This window comes from Carboxylicivirga fragile (assembly GCF_050589805.1).
GTDB lineage: Bacteria > Bacteroidota > Bacteroidia > Bacteroidales > Marinilabiliaceae > Carboxylicivirga > Carboxylicivirga fragile.
This window is the reverse complement of the sequence record NZ_JBNGOY010000005.1, coordinates 19,205-44,882: the sequence shown is the minus strand read 5'-3', so window position 1 is coordinate 44,882 and position 25,678 is coordinate 19,205. Positions and strand designations below refer to the sequence as shown.

Sequence of the window (25,678 nt, the reverse complement as noted above, 5' to 3'; positions counted from 1 at the left end):
GGTTATTACTTTAGATAATAACAGTGCAACGTACAAATGGTTAAAATACCATTTTTATGTACCTGTTTATAAGCCGTTGAACATGGCAAAGAAAATACTACCAATGGTAAGGTACATAAACATGCCAATGATGTCGTTTAGAGTAGTCACGAAGGGACCCGTAGCTACTGCTGGATCAATTTTTAAGCGGTTTAATAAGAGTGGTACAAAGGTGCCAAATAAGCTGGCAAATATAACAACCGAGAACATGGCTGCAGTCACTGTTATTACTAAGGCCATATCGGCTCCTACGGCCATATTATAAATAAATATAAGTGCCGAAAGAATGGTTGCATTGAGTAAAGCAATGAACAACTCTTTGAATAGTTTAGACCAAGTAGTGTCTAATCCAAGATTACCCGAAGCAAGAGATTGTACGACGATTGCAGATGATTGAATTCCCACATTACCACCCATCGCAGCAATCAGACCCATAAAAAAGGCTAATTCAGGATGTTCATCTAAGATACCAACAAAGCCTCCAACCACACGAGAACCTAATATTCCACCAAATAATCCAATTAGCAACCAAGGAATACGTGCTCTTGTATGAACGAATACGCCGTCAGAAGCTTCAACATCGTTGGTAATACCAGAAGCCAATTGGTAATCTTTTTCGGCTTCTTCACGAATAACGTCGACCACATCATCAATGGTAATTCTTCCAACAAGACGCCCCACAGAATCGATAACCGGTAAAGCCACCAAATCATATTTGTCCATGATGTTACTAACATCTTCACCATCAACATCGACTTTAACCGAGATCACATCTGAATTGTAGATGTCTTTTACAATGGAATCAACCGGGCTTAACAACATGCGCTTTAATGAGAGCGTCCCTTTTAACAAACCATCACTATCAACAACATATACGTAATATACCTCATCAATCTCTTCTGCCTGACGACGCATGCTTCGCAAACAGGTTGGTATGTTCCAATTTTCTTTAACCTTGATAAGTTCTTTGGCCATCAATCCACCCGCCGTATCTTCGTCGTAGTTAAGAAGGTCAGCAATATCTCCAGCAGTGGAAACATCATCAAGATGTGAAAGTATTTCTTGTTGACGTTTATCATCCATTTCACCGATTACATCTGCCGCATCATCGGAATCCATATTATCGATGAAACGTTTAGCGATAACTTCACTCGGAAGACTTTCCAGGAACTTTTTACGATCGTCTTCTTCTAATTCAGTTAGAACATCGGCAGCCGTATCATCGTCAATAAGAAAGTAGATGAACTTGGCTTCTTCAATGGTTAATTCTTCATATATTTCAGCAATATCTGCAGGGTGTAAATCTTGCAATAAGGCAGATAAAGCCTCTTCATCCTTTGCTTGGATAAGTTCGTGCAAGTTTTCGAGATACTCTCTGGTTAATTCAAAATTTACCATATTGCTGAAATTATTATGGGTTCATTTATACGTTCGGATTGGATTCAATCATTTTTGTGAGTTCGATAAAGTCATCCACACTCATTTGCTCCGGTCGACGTGTTAAATACACATGATCTGCTATGGCTTCGCGATTAAAATCGATTACTTTAATCGAATTACGAATGGCTTTACGGCGATGGTGAAAAATAGCTTTTACCACTTGTACAAAAAGTTTCTCATTACAATCGATGGTTTCATTATCCTTACGTATCAATCGAATAACTCCTGATCTTACTTTTGGAGGAGGATTAAATACATGTGGCTCAACCGTAAATAAATATTCAATATCATAAAAGGCCTGCAATAAAACACTTAATACACCATAAACTTTTGAGCCCGGACCAGAAGCAATACGCTCGGCTACTTCTTTTTGTAACATTCCCACTACCTCCGGAATTTGATTACGGTTTTCGAAAACTTTGAAAAACAGAGGGCCAGATATATTATATGGAAAATTACCAATCAGAGAAAAAGGTGTTTTAAACAAATCACCCATATCCATCTTCAGAAAATCCTTGTAGAGTATACGTTGATCCAATTCGGGATAATGCGCAGTTAGGTATTCAACTGATTCGATATCTAGTTCAACAACCTTAAGGTCGATGTTTGGTCGCTTGACGAGGTATTGTGTTAGTACCCCCGTTCCTGGTCCAACTTCCACAACTTGGTTTTGCGATACAGATAGGCTTTCAGCAATGCGCTCAGCAATACTAAGGTCTGTAAGAAAATGTTGTCCAAGATGCTTTTTTGCTTTTACCATGTCTCTGTCATCTGTTTTATTTTGCCTCATTTAGCCTGATGAAGGCCGTGTTAAGCCTTTGGCCTGTGCAAAACATTTTGTTATCTTGCGGCGCTTTAATTGGCCGCAAAGGTATGTAATCAAAAGTTATTGCGCGCTTATGAAGGTACCTAATTTTTTAAATTCGATCAATTTTGAAGAAGCTCCTTTCCAAAACGATACAATATGTTTTATTCCCCGTTTTTGGAATTCTCATAATCTGGCATTTATACAAAGACCAAAAAGCGGATGAAATAGCTGATGTTCTTCGAAATGATATGAACTTCTTTTGGGTAGGTTTATCCATTATTCTTGGAATTCTAAGTCACGTGAGTAGGGCAATGCGTTGGCAATTGTTGTTAGAGCCAGTTGAGAAAAAGCCGAGGTTTAATAATACATTTTGGGTCGTAATGACGGGGTATCTCGCAAATTTGGTTTTTCCTCGCATGGGTGAAGTATCGCGGTGTGGCGTATTGAGCAAGTACGAAAAAATGTCATTTACTCGTGTTATTGGTACTGTTGTTGCTGAACGCTTGGTTGATGTTTTTGTACTGGGATTAATCGCATTATCAGTTTTGGTTTTACAATTTGATTTGATCACTTATTTTTTTGGTGAATATCTTAATATAGATTCCTTTGCAACAGTTCTTTCGTCTCCGATTTTTTATGGCTTATTAATATCGATTGGTATTGTCATTTTTGTCTTCTTCAAATTCTCTGATCAATTAAAGATGCTTAAACAAGTCAAGAGTTTGTGGTTAAAATTTGCTGATGGTTTAGGATCGATACGCAAAATAAAAAATAAGCCTGCATTTGTCTTTCATACTATTTTCATATGGCTGATGTACTTTTTAATGATTTACGTTTGTTTCTTTAGTATGGAATCAACCGCTTCGTTGACAATACATGCAGGAATAACCATATTGCTTACCGGAAGTTTGGGCATGCTGGCACCGGTTCAAGGTGGCATTGGCCCCTGGCACTTTATGGTGATTGCTACTTTAAAACTTTATGGCGTTGATGCGCATGAAGCTGGTATCTTTGCTTTGGTTGTTCATGCCGCGCAAAATGCCATGATTATTGTGGTTGGATTATTAGCTTTTGTTATGTTGCCTATTCTCAATAAATCGAATGGTAATGCCGAAACTAAACTTGAACAAAGCACTATTTAATCGTTTAGTAATAATTATCTTGGCACTATTGGCGTATGCTTTTATTGCCATACGCCTGCTTCATTTCGAGCATTGGTCTACGTTGGGTAATGTACTTTCGTATAAGAATCTTAATTTTTGGTACCTTGGTCTGCTAACCGTACTATTTGTGTTTAATGTGTTTACTGCATCTAAGCAGTGGCAGGTACTTATAGCACCTTACCTTAAACTCGATATTACTAAAGCTATTCGTCAATATTTGGCAGGCTGTTTATCTGCAATTGGTTCACCTGCACGATTAGCCGAACCTGGAGGCAGAATGGTGCTACTTCCAAAGGAACATCGCTTAAATGCTGTTATAATGACCACCGTTGGTGGAATGATTCAAAACATGATCATTTTTTTGTTTGGGATTCTGGTTCTGATTTTTTTTCAAGCGAATTTGATTCGCTTAGATAATATCAAATTATTTACTGACAACCGAATTTACTTTGCTTTGTTGATAAGCGTTATAGTCATATTGTTTGTAATTTTTAAACGATTTATTTTTAGAAACTCAAAAGTGCGTTATTGGATTTTAAAATTAAAAAAGCTTCGATTATTGGTTTGGTCAAAAGCCTTTTTTTGGACCAGTTTGAGGTATTTAATTTATAATTTTCAATTGTTTGTATGCTTTAAGTTATTTGGGTTAGACATACATTTCTTTGATTTTATCTTATATAGTCCAATCTACTTTTTGTTCATAACGCTCATACCATCATTTTTTCTGGCAGATTTGGGCATTCGCGGAAGCGTATCTCTTTTTGTTTTCAATCATTATGAGGCACAAATGCCCTTAATTTTATTGGCTATTTTTTCCCTTTGGTTGATCAATGTGGTTGTTCCTGCACTTCTTGGCACCATCATTCTTTCCACAAATTCATATGGTAAAAGACGATATTCGGATGGAAAAGTGTAAAAATAGAAGCAAGGTTTACTTCTTTATTAGAAATCTGATTATCTTTAAGCCTTGAATACTAATTGCTAACCTGATCTAGTAAAGAGCATGGAAAAACATATACTCTCCTTAATTAAAGAGAATAACCGGGTTATCATTCCTAACTTTGGTGCATTCATTATTGCTAAGGAAAATGGTTTTACTATTTTATTCAATAATTTTTTGAGCTTCAACGATGGCTTGTTGATCGACCATGTGGTTGAACACGACAAAGTTTCGAAAGAAGAGGCCAACAAACTAGTGGATAATTATGTGGACACCTTAAAAGAAAAACTTGATTCGGAAGGTCGCTATGAGATTCAAGGTTTAGGTTTGTTTACTAAAGATGCCTCTGGCATTTTGCGTTTTTCTCAAGCCGATGATATTAATGGTGTAGAAGAATCGGAAAAAACAGAAAATACCTTATTGGATATTGATGCTGATTCAACAGAGGATGTTAAGGAGGTAGAAGAAGGTATTTCAGAGGAAACTGAAGAGATAGATATTCTGAAAGAAACTCCTTTGGTTGAGGTTGAAAATGAGACGACAAAAGTTGAAGACAAGCCAAAAGAACCGATTATTAAAAAGGTAGAATCTACAAGTACTAGTTCTTCTTCACATTCATACATCGAAGAGGATAATAGCAAACGAAACCGATCTATATTCATTTTTGCAATTATCATAATTGCTTTGGCAGTTATGGCCGTTTATTTTGTGTTTTTCCACAAAAAGAAGGAGGAAGTTAAAAAACCTGCCAAAACGGAGAAGGTGATACCTAAGGTAAAAGAGAAAAAAGTAGTTACTAAACCAAAACAAGAAGATGGTATTGTTGCTGGCCCTGAAACTAAAAAGGTAGAAAAGGCAAAGACAAAAACGGTTGTTCCAAAAGCTGTGGTTAATAATGCTAAGCCACACCATTTGATAGTTGGTAGTTTCAAGGATACGAATAATGCGGATAAATATTTGGCGAAGTTACGTGGAATGGGATATGCGAATTGTATGGCTATTCAAAGTAACACAATGACTTTGATAAGTATTGAATCATTTGCGAAAGTATACGAAGCACAGACTAAGCAAGAAGAGTTGCTGGAGAAGCATAAGATGGAAAGTTGGATTTTAACCAAGCGTAAATAAAAGTATGATACTATCAGAATGAGATAGTTTTTAATAGATAAGATTAGGGAACGGTTCTTTATTGGTGTAACACTATAAAGAACCGTTCTTCATTTAACTGAATTTCTTTTCACATCAATTTTATAATGATATTAGCTACAGTCGCAGTTATTGGTTTGTCATTGGCCTATCTTCTTCAGATGGAGTATTGGCGTAAATTATGGTTGAATGAACCAATATTTGAGGCTGAAACTACGATCGAAGAGGTAAGGGTTTCAGTTATTATTCCCTATCGAAATGAAGAAACAAATCTGAAACAATTGCTTGATTCTTTGGCTTCACAAACTTATGGCAACTGGGAGTTAATCTTGGTAAACGATCATTCGGAGGATAATGGGGAGTTAATTTGTAAGCAATATCAATCAAAAATACCTGTAACTGTTCATTTGCTTAATAATACCAGGCATGGTAAAAAAGAAGCCTTAAAAATGGGTGCTTTAAAGGCAAATTATGAGTTATTAGTAACGAGTGATGCTGATTGTATACTGCAGCCTAATTGGCTTAAAACTATCAGTCATTTTTATCAGAAAACAAAAGCTGATTTAATTATTGGTGGAGTCCAATTGTTTTCTTCAAATAATAAGTTGGGTCAATTTCAAGTAATGGAAATGGCAGCTCTACAACTAAGTGGTGCTGCAGCTGCTATTAGCGGTAAGCCTATAATGATGAATGGGGCTAACATGGCTTGTACAAAGGCATTCTACTTAAAGGCTAAGCTAAAAACTGAGCTTGCATCAGGCGATGACATGTTTTTACTGGAAGAGGCTAAGCGTTACAACATGAAAATTAACTATTTGAAATCGCCAGAAAGCATTGTTTATAGTAGTGTGCAAAAATCTTTTGCTCAGATGCTTTCACAAAAAGCACGCTGGGCGGCTAAAGCAAAGTCATACTCCGATAAGCATATTATAAAGATTGGTGTATTAACTTTCGCTATGAATTTGTGCTTATTTGCTTTAATCATTGGATCGTTTATTAGTCCTACTATAAGCGTTTTTTTGCTCGGATTGATTGTAATAAAGCTGATAGCTGATGTACGATTATTAAATAGTGCTTATGGTTATTTTGCCTATCCGATTTGCGTTAAAGAATTATTGATTGGGCAATTGCTCTATCCTTTTTATATGTTGTTAGTCTTGATTTATCCCATCTTTAAACCGCTGAAATGGAAAAATAGGAAGGTATGATTTTCATAAATTTTAAGGTATAAAAAAAGCAGTTCCCAATGTTGAAAACTGCCCTTAGTTGTATCGTATTTTTTCAGTTACGGCATCTTATACATAAAAGCATTGATATTCATACCAGCCCCAACCGAAGTCATCATTACATAATCACCGCTGTTTAATTCATGTCCTTCCAACTCGTTTCGTTGAATTAAATCGAAGAGCGTTGGAACCGTTGCAACACTGCTATTTCCTAAGGTTCCAATTGTCATTGGCATAACTGAATAATCAACATTACGCTCGCCATACAAACGGAATAAACGTTTCAGAATTGCTTCATCCATCTTGGCATTTGCCTGGTGAATCAATACTTTTTTAACATCACTGAGGTGAAGCTCATTCTTGTCAAGACACTCTTTTGCTAATTGCGGAACGTTAGTAAGTGCATAGTTGTACAAGCGGCGACCATACATCTTTAAAAATAGATTCTCACCTTTCAATTCAGGATTGTAAGGCTCATCCATTCTTAATAAATCGATGTGCTCAGCAGTGTCGGTTTGTGTAGCATGTTTTAAAATGCCAACCGGCTCATCACTTTCACGCGCTTCGAGCAACACAGCTCCTGCACCATCGGCAAATATCATCGAGTCGCGATCATGAGGCTCCATAGCACGGCTTAAGGTATCGGCCCCAATTACCAAGGCACTTTTGGCATCACCTGATTTAATATAGTAGTTGGCTTGAATCATAGCTTGAGTCCAACCAGGGCAACCGAAGGTAATATCGTAGGCAACCGTTTTAGGATTTTTAATGCCTAATTTATGTTTAACCCTCGAAGCTAATGTTGGCAGAATATCAGGGTAAATGGTACCATGCCGCATGTCTCCTAAATTGTGTGCTACAATGATGTAGTCAAGTTTTTCAGGATCAAAATTAGCTTGTTCCAAAGCTTTTTTTCCTGCAAACATGGCCAAATCTGAAGTGACATGATTTTTTTCGGCACATCTACGTTGAGCTATGTCGGTGATCGACTCAAACTTCTCAACAATTTCTTTTCCTGGAGTTTCAATGACTGTGCCATCTTCATTATAAAAACGATTATCGGCAAAGTCGATATTCTCAACTACAATGGGAGGAATGTAACTTCCTGAACCGGTTGCCACAGCATAAATCCCTGTTTTTGATTCCATGTTTAATTCTTTTCTATATCAAACTTTTTGTTCTTGTTCGAAATACTTTAATTCCACAGAATGCCCGTTAAAAACGGCGTAGGAAAACAGTTTTATCCAATCGCCTAAAAACAGTAACTGACTCTTGGGTCCCACACTGACCGTTCGAGCCACATGTCTGTGACCAAAAATAAAGTAATCGATTTGATTCTCATTCGCCACGTCCTTAGCATAAAGAACTGACCATTCTTTATCATCACCAAGGTAATGGCTTCCGTATGTTTTATTGTTTTTTTCTCTACTCTTACCCGACCAAAAATCGGCTACACCAATACCAATATTAGGATGAACCATAGCAAAGAGCCATTGCGCAAATTTATTGGTAAATACTGATTTAAGGAAGTTATAATGCTTATCGTAATCACCTAGTCCATCGCCGTGAGCCAGGTAAAACGTTTTACCTTCAATGGTTTTAATCTGTGGCTCGCGATGTACTTGAACGCCACATTCCTCACTTAAATAATCGAATATCCAGATATCGTGATTACCCGTGAAAAAATGCACTGGAATACCACTGTCTGTAATTTCGGAGAGTTTACCTAAAAAGCGTGTAAAACCACGTGGGATCACCTTCTTATATTCGAACCAGAAATCGAATATATCACCCATTAAATAGATTTCTTCAGCATCCTGCTTAATGGCATCTAACCATTGAACGAAGCGCATCTCATGTCTGCGGTGATCTTTTATTCCGGCAGCACCCAGATGGACATCTGAAGCAAAATATATTTTTTTAGCCTCTGAAAGTGGCATGTGTTTTATGTTAACTAATTAGGTGTAATCAGGCACAAAGATATCAGAAAAATCAGGTTTCTACCAAATTAATACAAAGCTCATGTTTTGGTTTCGAATAGATGACGATTATATTCTGTAATTCAGAACTTCTAATGCCTTACTTATTTGAATTAGTGATGTTTAAATTAAAAAGCCGCTCACGAAAACGAAAGCGGCTTTTTTTAAATATTTTAACTTGTATTAATATAGTTCAGATAATTTGTCGGAAAGGCGGTTGCCAAAAAGATTTTTACCGATTATTTCACCTTCGGCGCTAATCAAATAATTAGCAGGTAAATTTTGAACGTTGTAAAGCCTTGCCGGGTGAGATTCAGTATAACGTAGGTCGCTTACATTGATCCAGGGAAGTTCGTCATTAACAATTGCGCTTTCCCATAATACCTTACTACGATCAAGTGAAACCTGATAAATCTCAAATCCTTTGTTATTGTACTTTTTGTACATTTTTTTCAGATGATTGTTTTCTTTGCGTGATGCTTCATCCCATGATGCCCAAAATGATAACAACACAGTTTTACCTTTTAATGATGATAGTTTAATTTTGTTTCCTTTTACATCAGCTTCTTCAATATCAGGAAAACCGGCGGTTGCATTGTTCATAAGGTATTCCTTCATTTTAGCCTGCTTTTGCTGTGATATTACATTTAAAACAAAACTTTCAAGATGTTTTGCTCTTTCTGAATGTGGGTAATATACTTTTAGACTAGTAGCCAGTGTTGAAAAATAAACCTGATCTTGTTTGTCCATCACATTCATAACTTGTGAATTATCATTCAGGCGCTGAAATAAGGCATAGTAGCCAGCATATGAGCGTGGGTTATCCATAATAAACTGACCTACATATGTTTTATGTTCTGTAATTAATTGGTTATATTCCTTAACTAATTCTTCTTTGCCTTGTTTATCGCTTGTTTTGTAATCTACAATAATACGTTCCATCTCAATATTTAACTTGCGCATTTTGCGATTAAATATTTGAACATACACCGATCCATATGAATTCATCAGTTGATAACTTTCTTCAAGATTAGCAGCATCGGCCGATACTTCAATGTTTTCAACAGAATCGGCCAATAGTGTTAGGTAATTGCTGTCATTAAATTTCAAAAGGAAGAAAGTAGGCTCCATTAAGCGATCACCCTTAAAACTGAACTGACCTTTCTTATTAAGTTTAACCGAGTCGATTGTAGTGGTTTCGTTAAGATCCATTTTTTGAATATACAATACCTTATCAGCACCATTTTCAATAGTACCACTTATTTTGTACATGTTTTTGTTAGTACACGCACTTACCAACACCACAATTAATACTAGTAATAGACTCTGCTTCATCATTATAATTTTGTTTTTCTTTCATGACTGATACAGTCACGGTAATTTGCTCAAATATAGGATTAATTCTTTAATCCTGTTTCTAACTTTTTTTTACTTCTCGTAATACTTTTTTATGTCTTGAATTAACTTATTCGTCAAAGATCAATTAAAAGTATTCATTTAACGTATTGGTTAAACTGTTTAAATCCTTATTTTTTGCAATGATAATGCCGTCTTTATCAACCAATAAAAAGGTTGGAAGGGAATTTAATCCTAGATCACTATACACAGCTGATTTTTCTCCTTTTAGGTCGGATAAATGCCAGTAGGGCAGGTTATCTTCTTTTATGGCTTTTTTCCATTTTTCTTTGTCCGTATCGAGCGATATCATACAAATTTCAAGACCTTTCAAACGGTAAGGACGACTCCACCTTCGTAATTGTTTGGTGAATATTCGACTTGACTCGTTTTGTGAATTCCATAAAACGAAAAGTGTGTTTTTATCTTTAAAGCTGGATAGTGCAATTGGATCGCCCCATGCATTTGGCACGCTGATATCTGGTAAAGGCCTGCCCGGGTTCGAAACAGATGTGTATGTCATCCAACGTCGAAGTGAATCAACACGCATATGAAAATTATTTACGGGTTGATAGTTGGCATATTTCTGGTATAAGAGCTCATCAATGCGATAATAGATTTCGGCATCTTTATTATAATCAAATAGCAAATGATTACCTGCTTTAAGTTGAACCAGTAGCAGAGGTAAAATAGAGTTACTATGCTTTTCAATCAATAGCTGAATACGTGATTGACAATCATTTTTAGAATTTTCGATTAAGCGAAAAACAGAATCTCTATGATATTCAAAATCAGTACTTAAAAGTGAATCGGGGAAGTTAGATGCTTGTTTATTAATGAACTCTTCAAATTGATTAACAAGTTGATTAGCTTTCCAAAGTGTCTGTGTTTCATGATTGCCATCTATTGTTAATTCTTTTTTATTTTCGACAATAGCGCTAGGCATAGCATCACTTATGATGAGAGGAATTTTTTTGTTATCGTTGATTCGAAGTTCAAAAATGCCGGTTAATACAGTATCTGAACGAAAGGCCCAAAGTTGCAGATCTTCATCAAATGCTGCCACATCAGACAGCGTATAACCATTCTTGAGTTGAAATAATTCAACTTTAGTAATGGATAAAGCATCTGAACTAAAAGTAAGAAATGGTGTTTTTTGTGGTTTTGAACACGACCAAACTTGGAGAACAAGAATGGCAATAAGGGCTTTCTTCATGAGTACATGTTTTCAACAAAAATATAAAATTAGAGCTTTAGTTCAGCTTATTAAAAACGAAAGAGTCCTGAAATGTTAATTATTTATTACCTTAGGTTGGCATTTTTTGAACAAGATGGCACGAAAATAGCTTTGTAAGATGCTTTTGGTCATTTTAAAATTACCTTTTAAAGCAATAAATCAATTAGTTAGAAAATAAAATCTTCGTTATGGAAGGCAATGGATATTTAAGTTTAGTTGAGAAGACATTAAAAAACAATAAAGAATTTGTTGCATTTAGCGACTTTCAAGGTGAATCTATCACATATGCTCAAGTGGGCGAGCGCATTGTAGGCATACACCAATTATATAAAGAACTCGGGATTGCCAAAGGTGATAAAGTTGCTGTGATTGGTAGAAATATGACCAGTTGGGCAGTGGTGTATTTGGGAACTATAAGCTATGGAGCAGTTATCGTACCTATTCTTCCCGATTTTAATTCGTCGGATATACATCACATCGTCAATCACTCTGAATCGAAATTGCTGTTCAGTACCGATTTATTGTACGATAAGCTTGACGAAACTAAAATGGCGAAGATTAAAGGGATCGTGTCCATTAATCAATGTACTACACTTTACGATAATACGGATGGGGTTTTAAAAAAGGCTGTGGAAAAAGCACAAGCTTTATTTAAAGGTGACGGAAAAAGCTTTAGTGATGACCAGCTTAGCTTCCCCGAAATTCCTGCTGACGATTTACTTGTACTCTCATATACTTCGGGTACTTCAGGCTTTTCTAAAGGTGTATTAATTCCGCACCGAAGCATTTGGTCAAACATTACTTATTCGAGCGAGCATTTGATTCTGAAACCACAGGAGCGTGTTGTTTCTTTCTTACCATTGGCACATGTGTTTGGTTGTTTATTCGAGTTTTTATGGCCTTTTGTAATGGGTTGCCATACAACATTTTTAACACGAACACCTTCACCCCAGGTGATTACTCAGGCATTTAGAGAAGTAAAGCCTCATATTATTTTGTCGGTACCATTGATTCTTGAAAAGATATTTAAGAAACGAGTTCAGCCCCAATTGGAAGATACCAAGGTAAAAGCCATGTTGATGATACCAGGACTTAACAAGGTGGTGTACTCAAAAATCAAGAAAAAGCTTATTGAGGTATTTGGTGGAGAATTCCGTGAAATGATTATTGGTGGAGCTGCGTTAAATAAGGATGTTGAGGTTTTCTTGCGTAAGATTGGCTTTCCGTTTACCATTGGATATGGAATGACAGAATGTGGTCCTTTGATTAGTTATGCGCCATGGACCGAATCGCGTCCATACTCTGCTGGCAAGCTTGTTGATCGAATGGAGGTAAAGATTGACTCAGACGATCCTTATAATAAGGTAGGTGAAATTATGGTGAAGGGTGAAAATACCTTGTTAGGATATTATAAAAACCAGGAAGCCACCGATGAAATATTCGATGAAGACGGTTGGCTGCATACGGGCGATCTGGGTGTCATTGATGACGATAATTTTATCTACATAAAGGGACGAAGTAAGAATATGCTCTTGGGAGCTTCGGGGCAGAATATTTATCCTGAGGAGATAGAAGCAACTATCACATCGATGGAATATGTGCAAGAGTGTTTGGTACGCGACCATGATGGTAAACTGGAAGCTTTAGTATATCCCGATTATGAGGCTACGGATGGAGAAGGCTTAAACCAACAACAGATTGAAGCAAAACTGGATGACATAAAAAAGGAAGTAAATAAGATATTACCTGCATTCATGAACATACAGATGATCACGCTTTTCCCTGAGGAGTTTGAGAAGACCCCAAAGAAGAGTATTAAGCGTTATAAGTATGTGAAGTAGGGAGGAATCTTTACCTAATTGATTATCTGATGAGATACATATTTTCTTTATTTTTTATTTTCTATTCAGTCACTGTTGTTGCTCAAATTGCTATTATAAAGGATGTTGATGGTTATACTAACGTTCGTAGTAAAGCGTCATTAGAATCTGATATTATTTTTAAGATTAAAGATAATAAAGCATTTTGGTATGATCATAGTGTGAAGGATACAACTGATTGGATACTAGTATATATTCCTAAAAATGATTTTTCACTTGGTTGTTCAGATTATAATTTGATTGAAGGATTCATTCATAAATCTCGGTTATTGCCAATAAGAGGTCTTGATGAGTACACTAATTCTGATTTTAAGTTCTCGTATGTGCTAGGTTCATTTAACTCAACTAATAGGGTAATTGAAAAAATAAGTAATAGGTCTATTAAGTTGATAGATGGCCAGTCTTTTTGGGGTACTGATGGAGAATTACCTACTGTAGAGATAAAATCGATAAATGTTAATTTGAAAGGATTGGACATAGAAATTCATAAAGCATTCTATAATAACCTATTCGAGTGTGATAATGATTTTACCATTTATGAGCAGAACGAAACATTTTTCATTTATCAAGATAATAGTGATGGCGCTGGTTATTATCAAGTGCTTTGGGTAATAAATAAAAATGGGCTTATTCAAAGATTGGTAGGAACAATATATTAGCATATTCGTGTGACTGGAGAAGATGGATTTGTGAAGGATGGATATAGTTCTGAAAAAATAAAATAACTCATTATAAATATCTAATGACCAAATACATCGCATTACTCAGGGGCATCAACGTTGGTGGAAAACGAAAAATTCTGATGGCTGACTTGAAAGAGCTATTTAAGAACATGGGCTATTCTGATATTTCAACTTATATTCAGTCGGGTAACGTTGTATTTTCTTCAACGAAGAAGGAAAGTAATGTAAATCTGGCTGATAAAATTGAAAAGGCTATACTTAAAAAGTTTGGTTTCGAAGTACCAGTAATGGTTCGCACGGCACAAGAGTTTAAGAGCTTATTGGAAAGTAACCCCTATTATAAAAATGCTTCTTCTGATGTGGATCGACTTCATTTAACATTATTAAAAGAGGAACCAGCCCTGGAGGCTATCAACAAGCTTAAACAAGTTGATGTTGGGGATGATGAATTTGAGATTGTTGGTAGTAGTGTGTTTCTATATAGCACAAAACAATATAGAGACACCAAACTGGGAAATAACTTTTTTGAGAAGAAGTTAAAAGTTGGAGCTACTACTCGTAACTGGAAAACAATCTTGAAGTTAGTTGAATTATCAAGCTGATTTATTAGCACTATTCTATCATTGATTTTTTTTAACATTTTGTATGATCTTAATTCTCATAATTTGAGAATTAAGATCATATCAAAAGACATTATCAAATCAGTTATTCCAATTGATAATATTATTAAATTCTAAAATAGCTAATTGTTTCATTAAGACTTTCAGCTTGAGAAGCTAATTCCTCGGCACTTGAGGCTAATTCTTCTGCTGAAGCTGAATTTTGCTGAGTGATATTACTCAACTCCAAAATAGAAGCATTTACTTGAGTAGTTGCACTATTTTGCTCACTGCTAGCCGCTGCTATTTCATCAACCAGTTGCATGGTTTGTGTCACATCTGGTAACATCAATTCAAGCTCTTTACCAGCTTCTTCTGCTTGACTCAGGCTGTTGACTGCCCTGTTAACAATTTCATCGGCAGCCTGCTTACTACTTTCTGCCAGCTTACGAACCTCACCCGCCACTACAGCAAACCCTTTTCCGTGTTCTCCAGCTCTAGCCGCTTCCACTGCAGCATTTAGGGCAAGAATATTAGTTTGGAAAGCAATATCAGTAATAACAGAAATACGTTCTGAAATAACACGCGTCGCAGCTAAACTCTCGATGGATTTTGATTTCACATTTTCAAGTCCTTGTTTGGCTGAAGTTGATATCTTTTTTGTTGCTATGGCGTTGTTAGTATTCTGTTCTACATTGGCTGCAATTTCTTCGGTTGTAGATGAAATTTCCTCTACTGAAGCAGCTTGTTCATTTGCACCACTTGAAATTTGACTCGCTGATGAACTAAACTGAGAACTAGCTGCTGTGATATTATCTGAACCTTCCTGTATAACACGAACAACCTCCTTTATTTTATGCGTCATTCGTAGTAAGGAATCTTCTAGTATACCAATTTCATCCTTACGTGATGAATGTTTAATTTCAATGGTTAAATTACCATTAGCTATCTCACTCATCTTAGTCGTTATCATCTCAATAGGACGTGTAATACTTCGAGAGATCATAAAAACGATTGAAAGCATGACAAGCGTGCTTATAACCCCAATTATCAATATAATGAGTGATAATCTCTTAGCATCAGCCATGATCTCATCTCCTGGTATTTCTATCATTATTGACCAAGGCTTCTCTGAATTTCCCAGTTCGATGGGTGAAAAAACCCGCGCTACTGTTTTATCTAAATATTCAGATTCAGCTTCTAAAATATATACCTTACCTTGTTTTATACTGGAGGAAAGATCCTCGTTATATGCATTAAACAAAGTGTCAATTTTAGCACCTGCATAGTTATTATTGGGATGCGCTGCTACAATTTGATTATTAGTAATGATAGAGGCAAATCCAGTTTCATATACTCGTACTTGATTGTTTAAATCCTTTAGTGTTTGAAAATCAATATCGATACCTACTACGCCTAGGAAGACACCATCTTCAATAACAGGTGTTACAATTGAAATGGTGGTTTCCATATCTTTCTCAAGACCTGTAAAACTATATTCAGTTGGGTCATCAACAAATTGTTTCATAGTCTGCTTTGGTACAGCATAGTACGACTCTGAATATTCATTTAAGTCATCATCACTCACATAATTAGATTCATCAGCCCCATAACTTTGATATGATAATTCCCCATCTTCTTTAAAACAAGAGGCCGAGAAGTGACCCAACTGCTGGCCATAAATATTAGCATAATGCGCATCTTTACCATCAAATGCATTGGGTTCCCACATCGTCCATACTGCAAAGTAGTTTTCATTACTTTGCATAACCTGCTTTAGCAAATTTAACACCAATTGCCTATCGGCGTAGTCGTTTTCCTTTAACGCTAATATTAACTCGACTACCGACTCGCTTGTAGTCATTGCTTGTTCCAAATAATTTTGCACGTGCGCAGCCTCTTCCTCTCCGTATAATTTCGAGATGGTTGCAGCATCCTCCTTTGCTTTTGTTAATGTATTGTAGATGATTACACCAATTGTAATACTGAATATCAATAGAAAAACTGAAATTATATAAAAATTCAGTTTTGCATTTAATCCTAATTTTTTCATTTTTATTGTGATTTCATTTTTGATCAATTGTGTACGATAGTGCCTTTTAGAATGAGATTCCGGCTACCATAAATACACTTTCAGTGGCTGGATTAATGGCAAACATAGCGGTAAAAGGCAGAGTGATGTTATCGTAAATATGCAACTCTCGAGTGGCCGACAAACCAATATTAACAAATTCTAAGTCATCCGAATACATACTATTACCAGGACTAAATCCGGCAAACAATTTTACGTCCATCTCTCCTTTAGAAAAATTATATTGCGGCTCGAAATAGGCTGAATAAAGATTGTTACCATCTTCATCTTTATCATCACCATAAATAAATAGACCTGCTTCCAAAGCGAAACCAGTATCAAAGGCATCCCAAACTTCGAGTATCAATTCAACTGCATGAGCCGTTGTTTTTTTGTCCCAATCAAAATAGTGATGCGATACATCCATCGAGTCGATGGGGCTGAAGTAATCGTATACAGTTAGCCGAACATTTTTAATTTGATAAGATGCATATACATCAATTTCCTGAAATGGCTCTTTCGAGAATGAATATGAACTCCAGGTTCCAAATGTAAAGGCACCAACTCCATACTCAATATATGGTTGGAAGGCAGGTGAAACTGTTTGATTCGCTCCACGCCAATAAAAACGTGTCATTAAATCAGCACCAACTGACCATGGTTGATCATCGTCGGCTTGTTGCGCGTTTATGGGAATTAGGTTGAATAATAAAAATAATCCAACGACTATAAAGCCGTGGTTTTTACTTGTTGAAAACATCTGTACTAAAGATTTTTGGTATTATATATGAAATTAATAATTCACAAAACAAGCCTAAAGACCGAGGCTTAATAGTAGATTTTTAGGAAATGCCAATTGATTGCTCATAACTGTGCTCAATACATTTTCCAATTCTTCAACGATGTATTTTTTGTCCACAAAACCTTTAAAGCCAGCGCGTATAAGCTCTTCGAGGTAAACCCGATCCTTATTCAAAGTGATGGCCACCATTTTAATGTTGTGATATTGGAAATTAACTCTCTGCCCTGCAGTAATACCATTTAACTTTGGCATATTTACATCCATTAATATCACATCGGCTTCTATTAAAAGCGGGTGATTAACAATTTCACTACCGTCATTGACTGTGTCGATTACTTGATAGTTTGTTAGACTATTAAAAAAAAGTTGTAGCCCCTCAAGAAATTCAGAACAATCGTCAACCAAAATAACCTTATAAACCTTTGATTTATTCATTGGCTATTTAACGGACGTGGTGTATGTGAGGTTTCTGTGAAATCCCTATAAGTGAATAGGGTAATCCCTAAATATGCAATAGGGATTTTCCGCTTAAATCATTAGATCTTAACAAGCTGATTTTTAATGGCCCAAACAATAAGTCCTGCATTATTCTTAGCCTTAGTTCGTCGCATTAATTTTGTTTTCTGACTTTCAATGGCCTTGACACTTAAAAAGAGGGCTTCGGCAAGCTCTTTATTCGTGTATCCTTTACAAATTAATGTTAAGAGCTGTTGTTCAGTTTCACTTAGTGAGATGTTATCTATCGTCTTGCGATGGTTCGCATCCTTTTCCTTTTTCAAACTTAAGGCAACCGAATTTAAAAAATCATCTGAAAAATAAGTATGTCCGTTGTTGACTTCATGAATCGCTATAGACAGTTCATCCACGCTCATATCTTTTAAAACAAAACCCTTTGCGCCTTTAATAAAAGCTTCCTTTAAATAATTAACATCATCATGCATGGTCAGCATGATGGCTTTTATATCCTTATTCAAAACCAAACCTTCCGTAAGTGTTGATATACCATCAATAACAGGCATATCAATATCGATCAATGACACATCGTATTGTTGATTATTAAGACTATGTAACCAATCATTTCCATTGCTAAATTCGGCAACAATTTCCATATCATCATATTGATTAATCAATATTCTTAGTCCTTCCCTTACCATTTTATGGTCTTCAACAATAGCGATTTTTATCATTTAACTACTCTATAAGTCAAAACATATATTTACATCTACACCTTCACCTAGGCTCGATATGAGGTCAAATTCTCCACCAACAGTTTCAATTCGATTTATAATATTTGATAAACCAAATCCAGTTCTTTTTTTCTTCTCAAAATCAAAGCCGCAACCATTATCTTTATATTTGACGCATAAAGTGTCATTAATGTTGTCGAGATTAATGTTTATTTGCGATGGTTTTCCATATTTGACCGAGTTATTGATTAGTTCAAGTATTGCTCGATAGATGGTTAGTTCAATTAAAGGTGAATTTATATTTAATGGTTTTGCAGCAAATTTGAATTTAATGCTTGTAACTGCTTCGATATGTTTGACAAAGGAATCAATTGCAGAGACTAAGCCGTACTGCTGAAGTATTTGTGGGCTTACATTGTTAATGGTATTTCGAAGTTCCTTTATTGAACTATCCAATAGCTCTTTAAGTTTATTGCCATAAAGGGTTTTATCACTGCAATTACAATCAACCATCATGCTATGGGCATATATTTTAGCTGTTGATAACAATGGGCCAACTCCATCGTGCAACTCCTGCGCAATGCGTTGATTCTCTTTTTCTTCGGCCTGCATCATGGTTTCAATTATCAACCTTCTTTTTTGCTTTCGTTCAGTCAGATCCACAAAGGCACAGATGGCTGTATCTCCCAAAAATGTATGGTGAACCTCGGCACTCTTTATTTCGCCATTTTTGGTTTTAAAATCATGGTATTCTATAGGTAATTGTTTTTGAAGTTTGAATGCCTTTTTCATGATTTCTTCTGTGGACTCACCCACTTTTGTTCTATGTTTCTGATCTGGGTAAGCACATTTTAACCAATGATTGAAACTTGGTATTTCCTCCGATTCATAACCAAAGTATTTGTAGAACATTTCATTAAAATAAGGAATTTGCTTGTTTTCCTTCAAAGCAGCTACAGGTATAGGAAGGTTATCAAGAGTGTAGTTGAATTTCTTTAAGCTATCTACATGCTCCCTAACTATTTGGCTATACGATTTGAAGGTTTTGTATATGGCATATCCACCTATGGTAATTATTATTAGTGACAATAAAAAGTCAGCAAGCCAAATTACTTTACTGGTAACCATCACAGCTGGGGGTGACGAATAATCAATTTGCTCACCTGTATATAATTGCATAAATATAAAAAAGTAAACCACTACTGAAATATTAATGCACAAGGCAAACCATTTTCTGAAGTAAAATGTGGTTAAGCCAAATATTAATATCATAAAATATTGAGAACCACCAAAAAAACCAAGGTTATATATACTAAAGAGGTTGCAGTATAATAGAATAAAAAGCAAGAGTACTTTCTTAACATTTATACCAAGCTTTAACTTTTGTAATATTAAAAGCAACAAGCTAATGATTACTAAAGTATTGACTATTGTCATTATAGAAAAAAGGTTGCGCTCAAAATATATCCCATAAATTAAAAGCGGCCCAAGTAAAATTGTAAATACACGAGAAGTAAAGTCAATAATATCTTCTCGGACTGTATTAAAGGAATTTACAACATCTTTAAAAGTATAATCTATTCCCAAGGTATCACGTATTAATTTTGACTATAAGATGCTTGGTTAACGGTTAGATCATCGATTAGTTTCAATAAGCTAAAATAAATGACCAATTGGACACTTATAATATGTACATCCTATTATTTTGTAGCTAAGTAATTGATCGACCATACTTATTAACTGCCAGCATTATGCTGTTGAACGATTAATTTAATTATCTAAAATCTTTTATTAAGGAAGTTTTCACCTTTCAATATTTCACTAAGTTTTGCCTCTAAGGCTTCAATAGATTGTTTCGAAAACCCAGCTTTGTAATAAATTAGCTCACCATTCTTAATAATGAGGTTGGTTGGTAAGGCTTGTGGTTTTTGACCTTTTTTAAAGCTTTCATCTGGATTTAATTCAAACAGGTATTTCATCAATGGCTTTTGTTCGTAAAGTTGAAAATAGCTGAATTCGTGCTTTTGAAGATCTATCCATTCGTTCACTTCATTTTTCTTTTCACCATTAATAGCGAGAAATAAAACCCCTTCCTGCTCATACTTATCAAGCAGTTTGTTGAGGTGTGGTATTTCGCGCTGGCAAGGCTGACACCATGTTGCCCAAAGATTGATAACGAGAATCTTTGCATCTTTTTCATCGCTTAAAAAATCATCTTGCTCAAGTATGCTTCTAATGGGTTCATCAATGCTTTCATAATTTCTAAAAAATTGATTTTTATGCCATTTGGTGAGTGCTGTATTGCTAAAAATAATAATGGCAAAACCTAAGCTAATGAGGTAGGGTAGAAGAGCTTTCATACTTAATATTTTTAGATAAGGGCTTTGAGTTTTATAATACGATATAGTACAACACTTGCAATACAAATATAGAGTGTACTAATTAGCATTTGTTGTAAATCTAATATTTCGCTCCCCACCAGATTAGTAAATGATTTTAGAGGAAAATAGTTAATTAATTGTTCATGTTCTTTTCGTAACAAGCTAAGCATCCAACGTTCGAGCAACCAGTAAAAGAGTAGAGGTAAAACAAGCAGATGATTCCAGCGAATGGTTGAAAGTAAAGCGGCAAAAGTACCTAAGCCAAATAACATGAGTTGCATTGAAATTATCAAGTTATAATCGCTAGCCATAAATAATTGCCAGGGCCAAACTGTAAAGAATAAACCGCTTACAGAGCACGCTGTAAAACTGATCATTGAAAACAGGAGACTATATAAAGTAATTTGTAAAATTAGATAGCAAAATAATTGGTGGCGATTGATACCAAAACTAAGTAACATACTGTAATACCCACAACGAAATAAATGTACGTAATGCTGTAAAAGCCATATCATAAAGAACAGTCCTACTATCGAAGAAGATAACATTTGTGTACTTACCTGACGAGCTAAATCTTTACCTTCGAGCATATCGTTACTGGCTAGATAATAATTCAGCAGACTTAAGATACCTAGTACAATAAGTAAGTTGAATAGCGGTAAATAAAAACGTTTACCTTTTATAAAGTTGAGTTCATTTCTAAATATAGTTGTCATGAAGAGGAGCTATGCATTTAATAGTTCGAGTATATCAGTTTTATCATCCTTAAGTTCAGAGGAAGTTAGTTCGTTTGCTATTTGTCCATTTTTTAGGATGATTATTTGTGCCTCATCATCTCCTAATTCACCAATAATGTGTGTTGATAAACAAATGGTTTTACCCTCGCTTAATAGTTGAGATATTAGCTGCCGCAGTTTATCCATACCCAAGGGGTCAAGTCCGTTGAATGGTTCATCCCAAAGCAATAAACTTGGATTACCTATTAGAGATGATATTATTGCCAAACGCTTACGCATTCCAACTGATAAGGCCTTAAAGCATTTATCGATTTGCTTATCCATTTCCCAAAAATGCAGCCATTGTTGTATTTCATCCACAGATGTGTTTTTAATGGATGCGGCTACATGCAAAATTTGCATCACAGTTAAGTTGCCCTCGGTATTGAATGGTTCGCATACAAGGCCTATTTCATCTCTGTTTATTTCCACAGTACCTTCATCGGGAATTAATAAACCATTGATACAATTGAAGAGGGTTGATTTACCGGAACCATTGGCTCCGGCAAATACAAATAGTTTGGGTTGGGTAATCTCAAAATTAATATCGGCCAAGGCTACTTGATCACCAAAGCGATGATGAAGCTTACTTACTTTCAACATTATCTTCTCCATTTTCTTCAAATTGTAATTCAAGTGATTTATCCCACTCTAAGTCTATAATGGCAGTACCAGGCAGCGGTTTTAGTTTTACCATGTTGTAATTAGCCCAGAAATGCGGATCGTAAGGGTATTTCTTTTCCAGAGTTTTTTCATCTCGAGCCAGTTTCTCACGAAATCGGATGCGTTCCTGTTGTTTTTTTTCTGTTATAATATTGGTAACCACCAGCACTTCTTCAGCCCATTGTTGAGATTCTACTTCTTGTTCTTCATCGTGATTATCCGGGTTTTTAGTGACCCAAGATTTTGCGTTGGGATAGGTTCGCCCTTTGATGTATTTCAAATAATACTTACCATCAATTTTCTGATAACTTCGTGTGCTTTGAGAAAGGATACCATCTTTCCAATATTTGGCCATTTTACCTTTCAGTTGCCAGATATAATCCAACTTAACGATGGCTAAATCATTTGAATTTATATAAATGTAACCGCCATCCCACGATTTATTTGGACCAGTTTTACGTTTACCTCCCCCCATCATTTCAGGAATGTAAGTATAGGTGTATTTTACTTTGTACACTTTCATTGTATCCAACCATAGGGCACCTTCAAATTCATAATCGAACTTTTCCAGATCAACAAGTGGCCTATACCACCATTCACTTTTGTAGTTGCGAACAGAATTACGATTGTAGCATTTGTAGTAGATATTGCGATGTCCAAAAATTTTTTCCCAGTACTTAGATGCAAGTTCCCACTTTTTATCGCGAGGAATTAGATAGTTGGTGCTTCGGCGCATTTGCTCCACTTTAATTTTTGTGCTTTCCATGGTGGCATCAATACCTTTATCTTCAATCAAAAGGGCTGCTTCAATGAGATTAACAAAGGTAGTGTCGCGCATACCTGTTTGTCGATAAAAGGCTTCCATTTGGCAGGTCTTGCGATGGTAGTTGCGTTTGATTTTTTTAGTGGCTTGTCGAACCAGTTCTTTGGCTGTGTTTCCGTTTGGTAACACCAGTACTTCGTTTAGGTTGTATGGTTTCGGGCGGAGTTTTACTATCAAGCCTAAGGTATCCGTTTGGGGTATTATTAGCGTTGTATCTGCATAACCCATGCATGAAAACTGCAGTTCCAGTCCTGATAATACCTGAGGGACGTTTACTTCGAATTGACCAATTTCGTTGGTGATGGTGCCAGTTCCCCAATCTTTTTGCAGGATGTGGGCAAAGGGTAGAGTTTCTCCACTCTTGGCATCTACCATCTTACCACTCATTAATAGTGTATTGTTGGTAATGCTTGTTACAATCAGACTTTTGTCCGATTGTTGTATGTCGAGCTGTGCTAAGCGCGATAATTCTTTAAGGTAGTTGCTAAGCTCCAAAGAATCCACAGGTGGGATAATACTATCTGATAAGTCAACCCTATCTTTACTAAAGCATAACTCTAGTTTGTACTTGGATGCTACTTGATTGAGAGTTTCTTCAACAGTTGTTGTTTGTGCATATAAAGTACTAGTCAACAGAACAACAAGAAGGATTAAATATTTCATAAGCTAAGGTATAAGGTTTGGTTATTCTCAGAAAGATTTAGTTGTAAGGTTAGGGCAATTACTTTTAGTGCATCTTGCGCTTTGGTTTGCGACAAGGTTCCACTAAATCGTAAAGATTCTAGTTGACGATTCTTTAATTCGATATTAGTAGTATAGTGCTGTTTAAGAATTGGAAGCATTTCTTTTAGAGTAGCATTATCAAAACGAAGGATACCACTTGCCCATGAAGATACATTCTCATTGATGGCTACCTTCTTTGATATCGCGCCATTTGAGTAAATAGCTTTTTCTCCGGGTTGTAATAATTCCTTTGAAGCAAATAATCCATGTGCTTTAAAGGAAACTTTTCCTTCATCCAGAAATAATATGTCAGCACAGTGTTTATTGCTTTGAAGTGTGAATTTTGTACCAAGTACTTTTGTTTTGGTTTCAGCTGTTTCAACAATAAATGGTTTGTTTTTATTTGATACAACTTCAAAATAGGCCTTCCCCTGGAGCTGTACTTTTCTTGTAGAGTTTTTAAATGTATCAGGGTATTGAAGCACGCTACCTTCAGCAAGAACAACTCTGGTACCATCATTTAGTATCAGTTCAGTTTTTTCATGAGCTACAAATGTATTTCGTGTTTCCTGTTGAAATAGTTGAAGGGTAAGCAATGATGCAAAGCAGATTATAAGTATGGCAGCGGCATAAGATGTTCGTTTGATAAACATACGACGCGCCATCCGTTTATTAATTGCTAAAAGTGCTTTTTCGGTATCAGCTTTAAAATTAGCTTTTTTAATTTTTGAACTAAGCCAGGTTTGACGGATAGATTTATAATAGTCTTCGTTATTGGCGGATTCAGCGCGCCAAAGATTAAGCGTTTCCCCTTCTGCTTTACTTGCTTTTCCTTCAAGAACGGCAATAATTATATGTATAGGCGCTTCGTCTCTCATGGCTTTTTATTATTAAGAGAGATGCCAAAGTTAATACCCCTAAAAGAGTTGAGGAATTTTTATTATAAGTTAAAAAATGCAAGTAGTATTGGCAGTTGCTTTAGAACATGAGCAAGATCGTTTCTTAATTTTTTAAGAGCGATGCTCATTTGATTTTCAACTGTTTTTATTGAGATGTTGAGGTAATTTGCTATTTCCTGATTACTCAATCCTTCTTGTCGTCGCATCAGAAATATATCGCGGCATTTTTGTGGCAATTGATTAATGGCTTTATTGATGATCGGTTTAATTTTATTCCATTGTTCTTGTTCGTTATCTGTCCATTCCTCTGGAAGAAGTAAGGCATAGGTAGATTCAACTTCAGACGTTTTCTTTTCCCATTTACGTATTCGTAAGCACTCATTATAAACACTTCGGTGTATGTATGCTTTGAAGCTTTTAGGTATTTGATAGTTTTTTCGCTTCTCCCATAAATACATAAAGGTATTCTGAACCGCTTCTTCCGCCAAAGATTCATCATTTAGGAAGTTAAACGCAAAACGACAGAGACTTTGGTAATACTTTCGAAACAAGGTGTCGAATGCATCTCTGTTACCATTTTTTAGCGAGAGTAGCGTTTGTTGGTCGTTTTCTTTCAGTTCCATCTATGTGGGTTAAGCGATCTAAAGTAAGTAAATATTGGCCGAATTATAAAAGTTTACATATTGGATTTTAATCCAATTTTTGGACTATTCTTTTATGTGGAAATAATGAAGCGTGATTATCCAACATTTTTTCACGTTTGTGTAAGAGATTTATAGCTTCGTCATTATCATGCCTTTGGAATTATTATAGCTCAA

The 25,678-nt window shown here is 35.7% G+C and carries 24 protein-coding genes; 7 read left to right on the top strand and 17 right to left on the bottom strand.

The features are described from left to right. Window positions 1-66: 66 nt before the first annotated feature. Both mgtE and rsmA read right to left on the bottom strand, forming a co-directional pair. A complete protein-coding gene (gene mgtE / locus ACRD7B_RS03330) occupies window positions 67-1,437 on the bottom strand; it encodes a magnesium transporter (RefSeq protein WP_430823048.1) in 1,371 nt (456 codons plus the stop codon). Between the two features lie 25 nt (window positions 1,438-1,462). Next, window positions 1,463-2,269 carry a 16S rRNA (adenine(1518)-N(6)/adenine(1519)-N(6))-dimethyltransferase RsmA gene (gene rsmA / locus ACRD7B_RS03325; protein WP_430823047.1) on the bottom strand — a complete coding sequence of 269 codons (807 nt, stop codon included), beginning with the start codon at window positions 2,267-2,269 and terminating at the stop codon, window positions 1,463-1,465. Between the two features lie 143 nt (window positions 2,270-2,412). Between rsmA and ACRD7B_RS03320 the strand changes: the two genes are divergently transcribed. The 4 genes from ACRD7B_RS03320 to ACRD7B_RS03305 all read left to right on the top strand — a co-directional run bounded on the left by ACRD7B_RS03320 (window position 2,413) and on the right by ACRD7B_RS03305 (window position 6,744). Beyond that, a complete protein-coding gene (locus ACRD7B_RS03320; protein WP_430823046.1) occupies window positions 2,413-3,429 on the top strand; it encodes a lysylphosphatidylglycerol synthase transmembrane domain-containing protein in 1,017 nt (338 codons plus the stop codon). Continuing rightward, window positions 3,395-4,366 (top strand): hypothetical protein, encoded by a 972-nt coding sequence (locus ACRD7B_RS03315; protein ID WP_430823045.1) that lies wholly within the window; start codon window positions 3,395-3,397, stop codon window positions 4,364-4,366. The genes ACRD7B_RS03320 and ACRD7B_RS03315 overlap by 35 nt, the downstream gene beginning before the upstream one ends. 87 nt (window positions 4,367-4,453) lie before the next feature. After that, complete coding sequence (locus tag ACRD7B_RS03310; RefSeq protein WP_430823044.1) at window positions 4,454-5,518, top strand: HU family DNA-binding protein; 1,065 nt, start codon at window positions 4,454-4,456, stop codon at window positions 5,516-5,518. 125 nt (window positions 5,519-5,643) lie between these two features. After that, window positions 5,644-6,744, top strand: a complete 1,101-nt coding sequence (locus ACRD7B_RS03305) for a glycosyltransferase (RefSeq protein ID WP_430823043.1) — start codon at window positions 5,644-5,646, stop codon at window positions 6,742-6,744. A gap of 77 nt (window positions 6,745-6,821) precedes the next feature. On the opposite strand, the gene ACRD7B_RS03300 is transcribed toward ACRD7B_RS03305, so the two are convergent. The 4 genes from ACRD7B_RS03300 to ACRD7B_RS03285 form a co-directional block, all read right to left on the bottom strand. Further along, window positions 6,822-7,910, bottom strand: coding sequence for a 3-oxoacyl-ACP synthase III family protein (locus ACRD7B_RS03300; RefSeq protein ID WP_430823042.1), 1,089 nt, complete (start codon window positions 7,908-7,910; stop codon window positions 6,822-6,824). A gap of 18 nt (window positions 7,911-7,928) precedes the next feature. Next, window positions 7,929-8,702 (bottom strand): UDP-2,3-diacylglucosamine diphosphatase, encoded by a 774-nt coding sequence (locus ACRD7B_RS03295; protein WP_430823041.1) that lies wholly within the window; start codon window positions 8,700-8,702, stop codon window positions 7,929-7,931. A 222-nt stretch (window positions 8,703-8,924) separates the two neighbouring features. Further along, window positions 8,925-10,079 (bottom strand): redoxin domain-containing protein, encoded by a 1,155-nt coding sequence (locus ACRD7B_RS03290; protein WP_430823040.1) that lies wholly within the window; start codon window positions 10,077-10,079, stop codon window positions 8,925-8,927. A 145-nt stretch (window positions 10,080-10,224) separates the two neighbouring features. After that, complete coding sequence (locus ACRD7B_RS03285) at window positions 10,225-11,352, bottom strand: TlpA family protein disulfide reductase (protein ID WP_430823039.1); 1,128 nt, start codon at window positions 11,350-11,352, stop codon at window positions 10,225-10,227. A gap of 209 nt (window positions 11,353-11,561) precedes the next feature. Between ACRD7B_RS03285 and ACRD7B_RS03280 the strand changes: the two genes are divergently transcribed. The 3 genes from ACRD7B_RS03280 to ACRD7B_RS03270 all read left to right on the top strand — a co-directional run bounded on the left by ACRD7B_RS03280 (window position 11,562) and on the right by ACRD7B_RS03270 (window position 14,538). Then, window positions 11,562-13,214, top strand: coding sequence for an AMP-binding protein (locus tag ACRD7B_RS03280; RefSeq protein WP_430823038.1), 1,653 nt, complete (start codon window positions 11,562-11,564; stop codon window positions 13,212-13,214). A gap of 29 nt (window positions 13,215-13,243) precedes the next feature. Then, entirely contained in the window at window positions 13,244-13,912 is a 669-nt protein-coding gene (locus tag ACRD7B_RS03275; RefSeq protein ID WP_430823037.1) for a hypothetical protein, read from the top strand. 83 nt (window positions 13,913-13,995) lie between these two features. Continuing rightward, on the top strand, window positions 13,996-14,538 hold the full coding sequence (locus ACRD7B_RS03270; RefSeq protein ID WP_430823036.1) for a DUF1697 domain-containing protein: 543 nt from the start codon (window positions 13,996-13,998) through the stop codon (window positions 14,536-14,538). Between the two features lie 124 nt (window positions 14,539-14,662). Here ACRD7B_RS03270 and ACRD7B_RS03265 read toward each other — a convergent pair whose 3' ends face one another. From ACRD7B_RS03265 to ACRD7B_RS03215, 11 genes are all read right to left on the bottom strand, one after another. Beyond that, the gene (locus ACRD7B_RS03265; RefSeq protein WP_430823035.1) at window positions 14,663-16,588 is read right to left on the bottom strand and encodes a methyl-accepting chemotaxis protein; all 1,926 of its coding nucleotides are present in this window, start codon (window positions 16,586-16,588) and stop codon (window positions 14,663-14,665) included. 46 nt (window positions 16,589-16,634) lie between these two features. After that, entirely contained in the window at window positions 16,635-17,366 is a 732-nt protein-coding gene (locus ACRD7B_RS03260; protein ID WP_430823034.1) for a hypothetical protein, read from the bottom strand. Between the two features lie 54 nt (window positions 17,367-17,420). Beyond that, window positions 17,421-17,843 carry a response regulator gene (locus tag ACRD7B_RS03255; protein WP_430823033.1) on the bottom strand — a complete coding sequence of 141 codons (423 nt, stop codon included), beginning with the start codon at window positions 17,841-17,843 and terminating at the stop codon, window positions 17,421-17,423. Window positions 17,844-17,944: 101 nt separating this feature from the next. Continuing rightward, window positions 17,945-18,595: a response regulator transcription factor gene (locus ACRD7B_RS03250; RefSeq protein WP_430823032.1), complete on the bottom strand. Its 651-nt coding sequence runs from the start codon at window positions 18,593-18,595 to the stop codon at window positions 17,945-17,947. Window positions 18,596-18,604: 9 nt separating this feature from the next. Beyond that, window positions 18,605-19,867 carry a PAS domain-containing sensor histidine kinase gene (locus ACRD7B_RS03245; RefSeq protein WP_430823031.1) on the bottom strand — a complete coding sequence of 421 codons (1,263 nt, stop codon included), beginning with the start codon at window positions 19,865-19,867 and terminating at the stop codon, window positions 18,605-18,607. Window positions 19,868-20,373: 506 nt separating this feature from the next. After that, window positions 20,374-20,955: a TlpA family protein disulfide reductase gene (locus ACRD7B_RS03240; protein WP_430823030.1), complete on the bottom strand. Its 582-nt coding sequence runs from the start codon at window positions 20,953-20,955 to the stop codon at window positions 20,374-20,376. Window positions 20,956-20,966: 11 nt separating this feature from the next. Further along, window positions 20,967-21,692: a hypothetical protein gene (locus tag ACRD7B_RS03235; protein WP_430823029.1), complete on the bottom strand. Its 726-nt coding sequence runs from the start codon at window positions 21,690-21,692 to the stop codon at window positions 20,967-20,969. A gap of 9 nt (window positions 21,693-21,701) precedes the next feature. Beyond that, window positions 21,702-22,367: an ABC transporter ATP-binding protein gene (locus ACRD7B_RS03230; protein WP_430823028.1), complete on the bottom strand. Its 666-nt coding sequence runs from the start codon at window positions 22,365-22,367 to the stop codon at window positions 21,702-21,704. Further along, window positions 22,339-23,901, bottom strand: coding sequence for a carboxypeptidase-like regulatory domain-containing protein (locus tag ACRD7B_RS03225; protein WP_430823027.1), 1,563 nt, complete (start codon window positions 23,899-23,901; stop codon window positions 22,339-22,341). Before ACRD7B_RS03225 ends, ACRD7B_RS03230 begins: the two co-directional genes overlap by 29 nt. Then, window positions 23,898-24,839, bottom strand: coding sequence for a FecR family protein (locus ACRD7B_RS03220; protein ID WP_430823026.1), 942 nt, complete (start codon window positions 24,837-24,839; stop codon window positions 23,898-23,900). The genes ACRD7B_RS03225 and ACRD7B_RS03220 overlap by 4 nt, the downstream gene beginning before the upstream one ends. Before the next feature lie 62 nt (window positions 24,840-24,901). Beyond that, window positions 24,902-25,483, bottom strand: a complete 582-nt coding sequence (locus ACRD7B_RS03215) for an RNA polymerase sigma factor (RefSeq protein ID WP_430823025.1) — start codon at window positions 25,481-25,483, stop codon at window positions 24,902-24,904. Window positions 25,484-25,678: the final 195 nt, after the last annotated feature.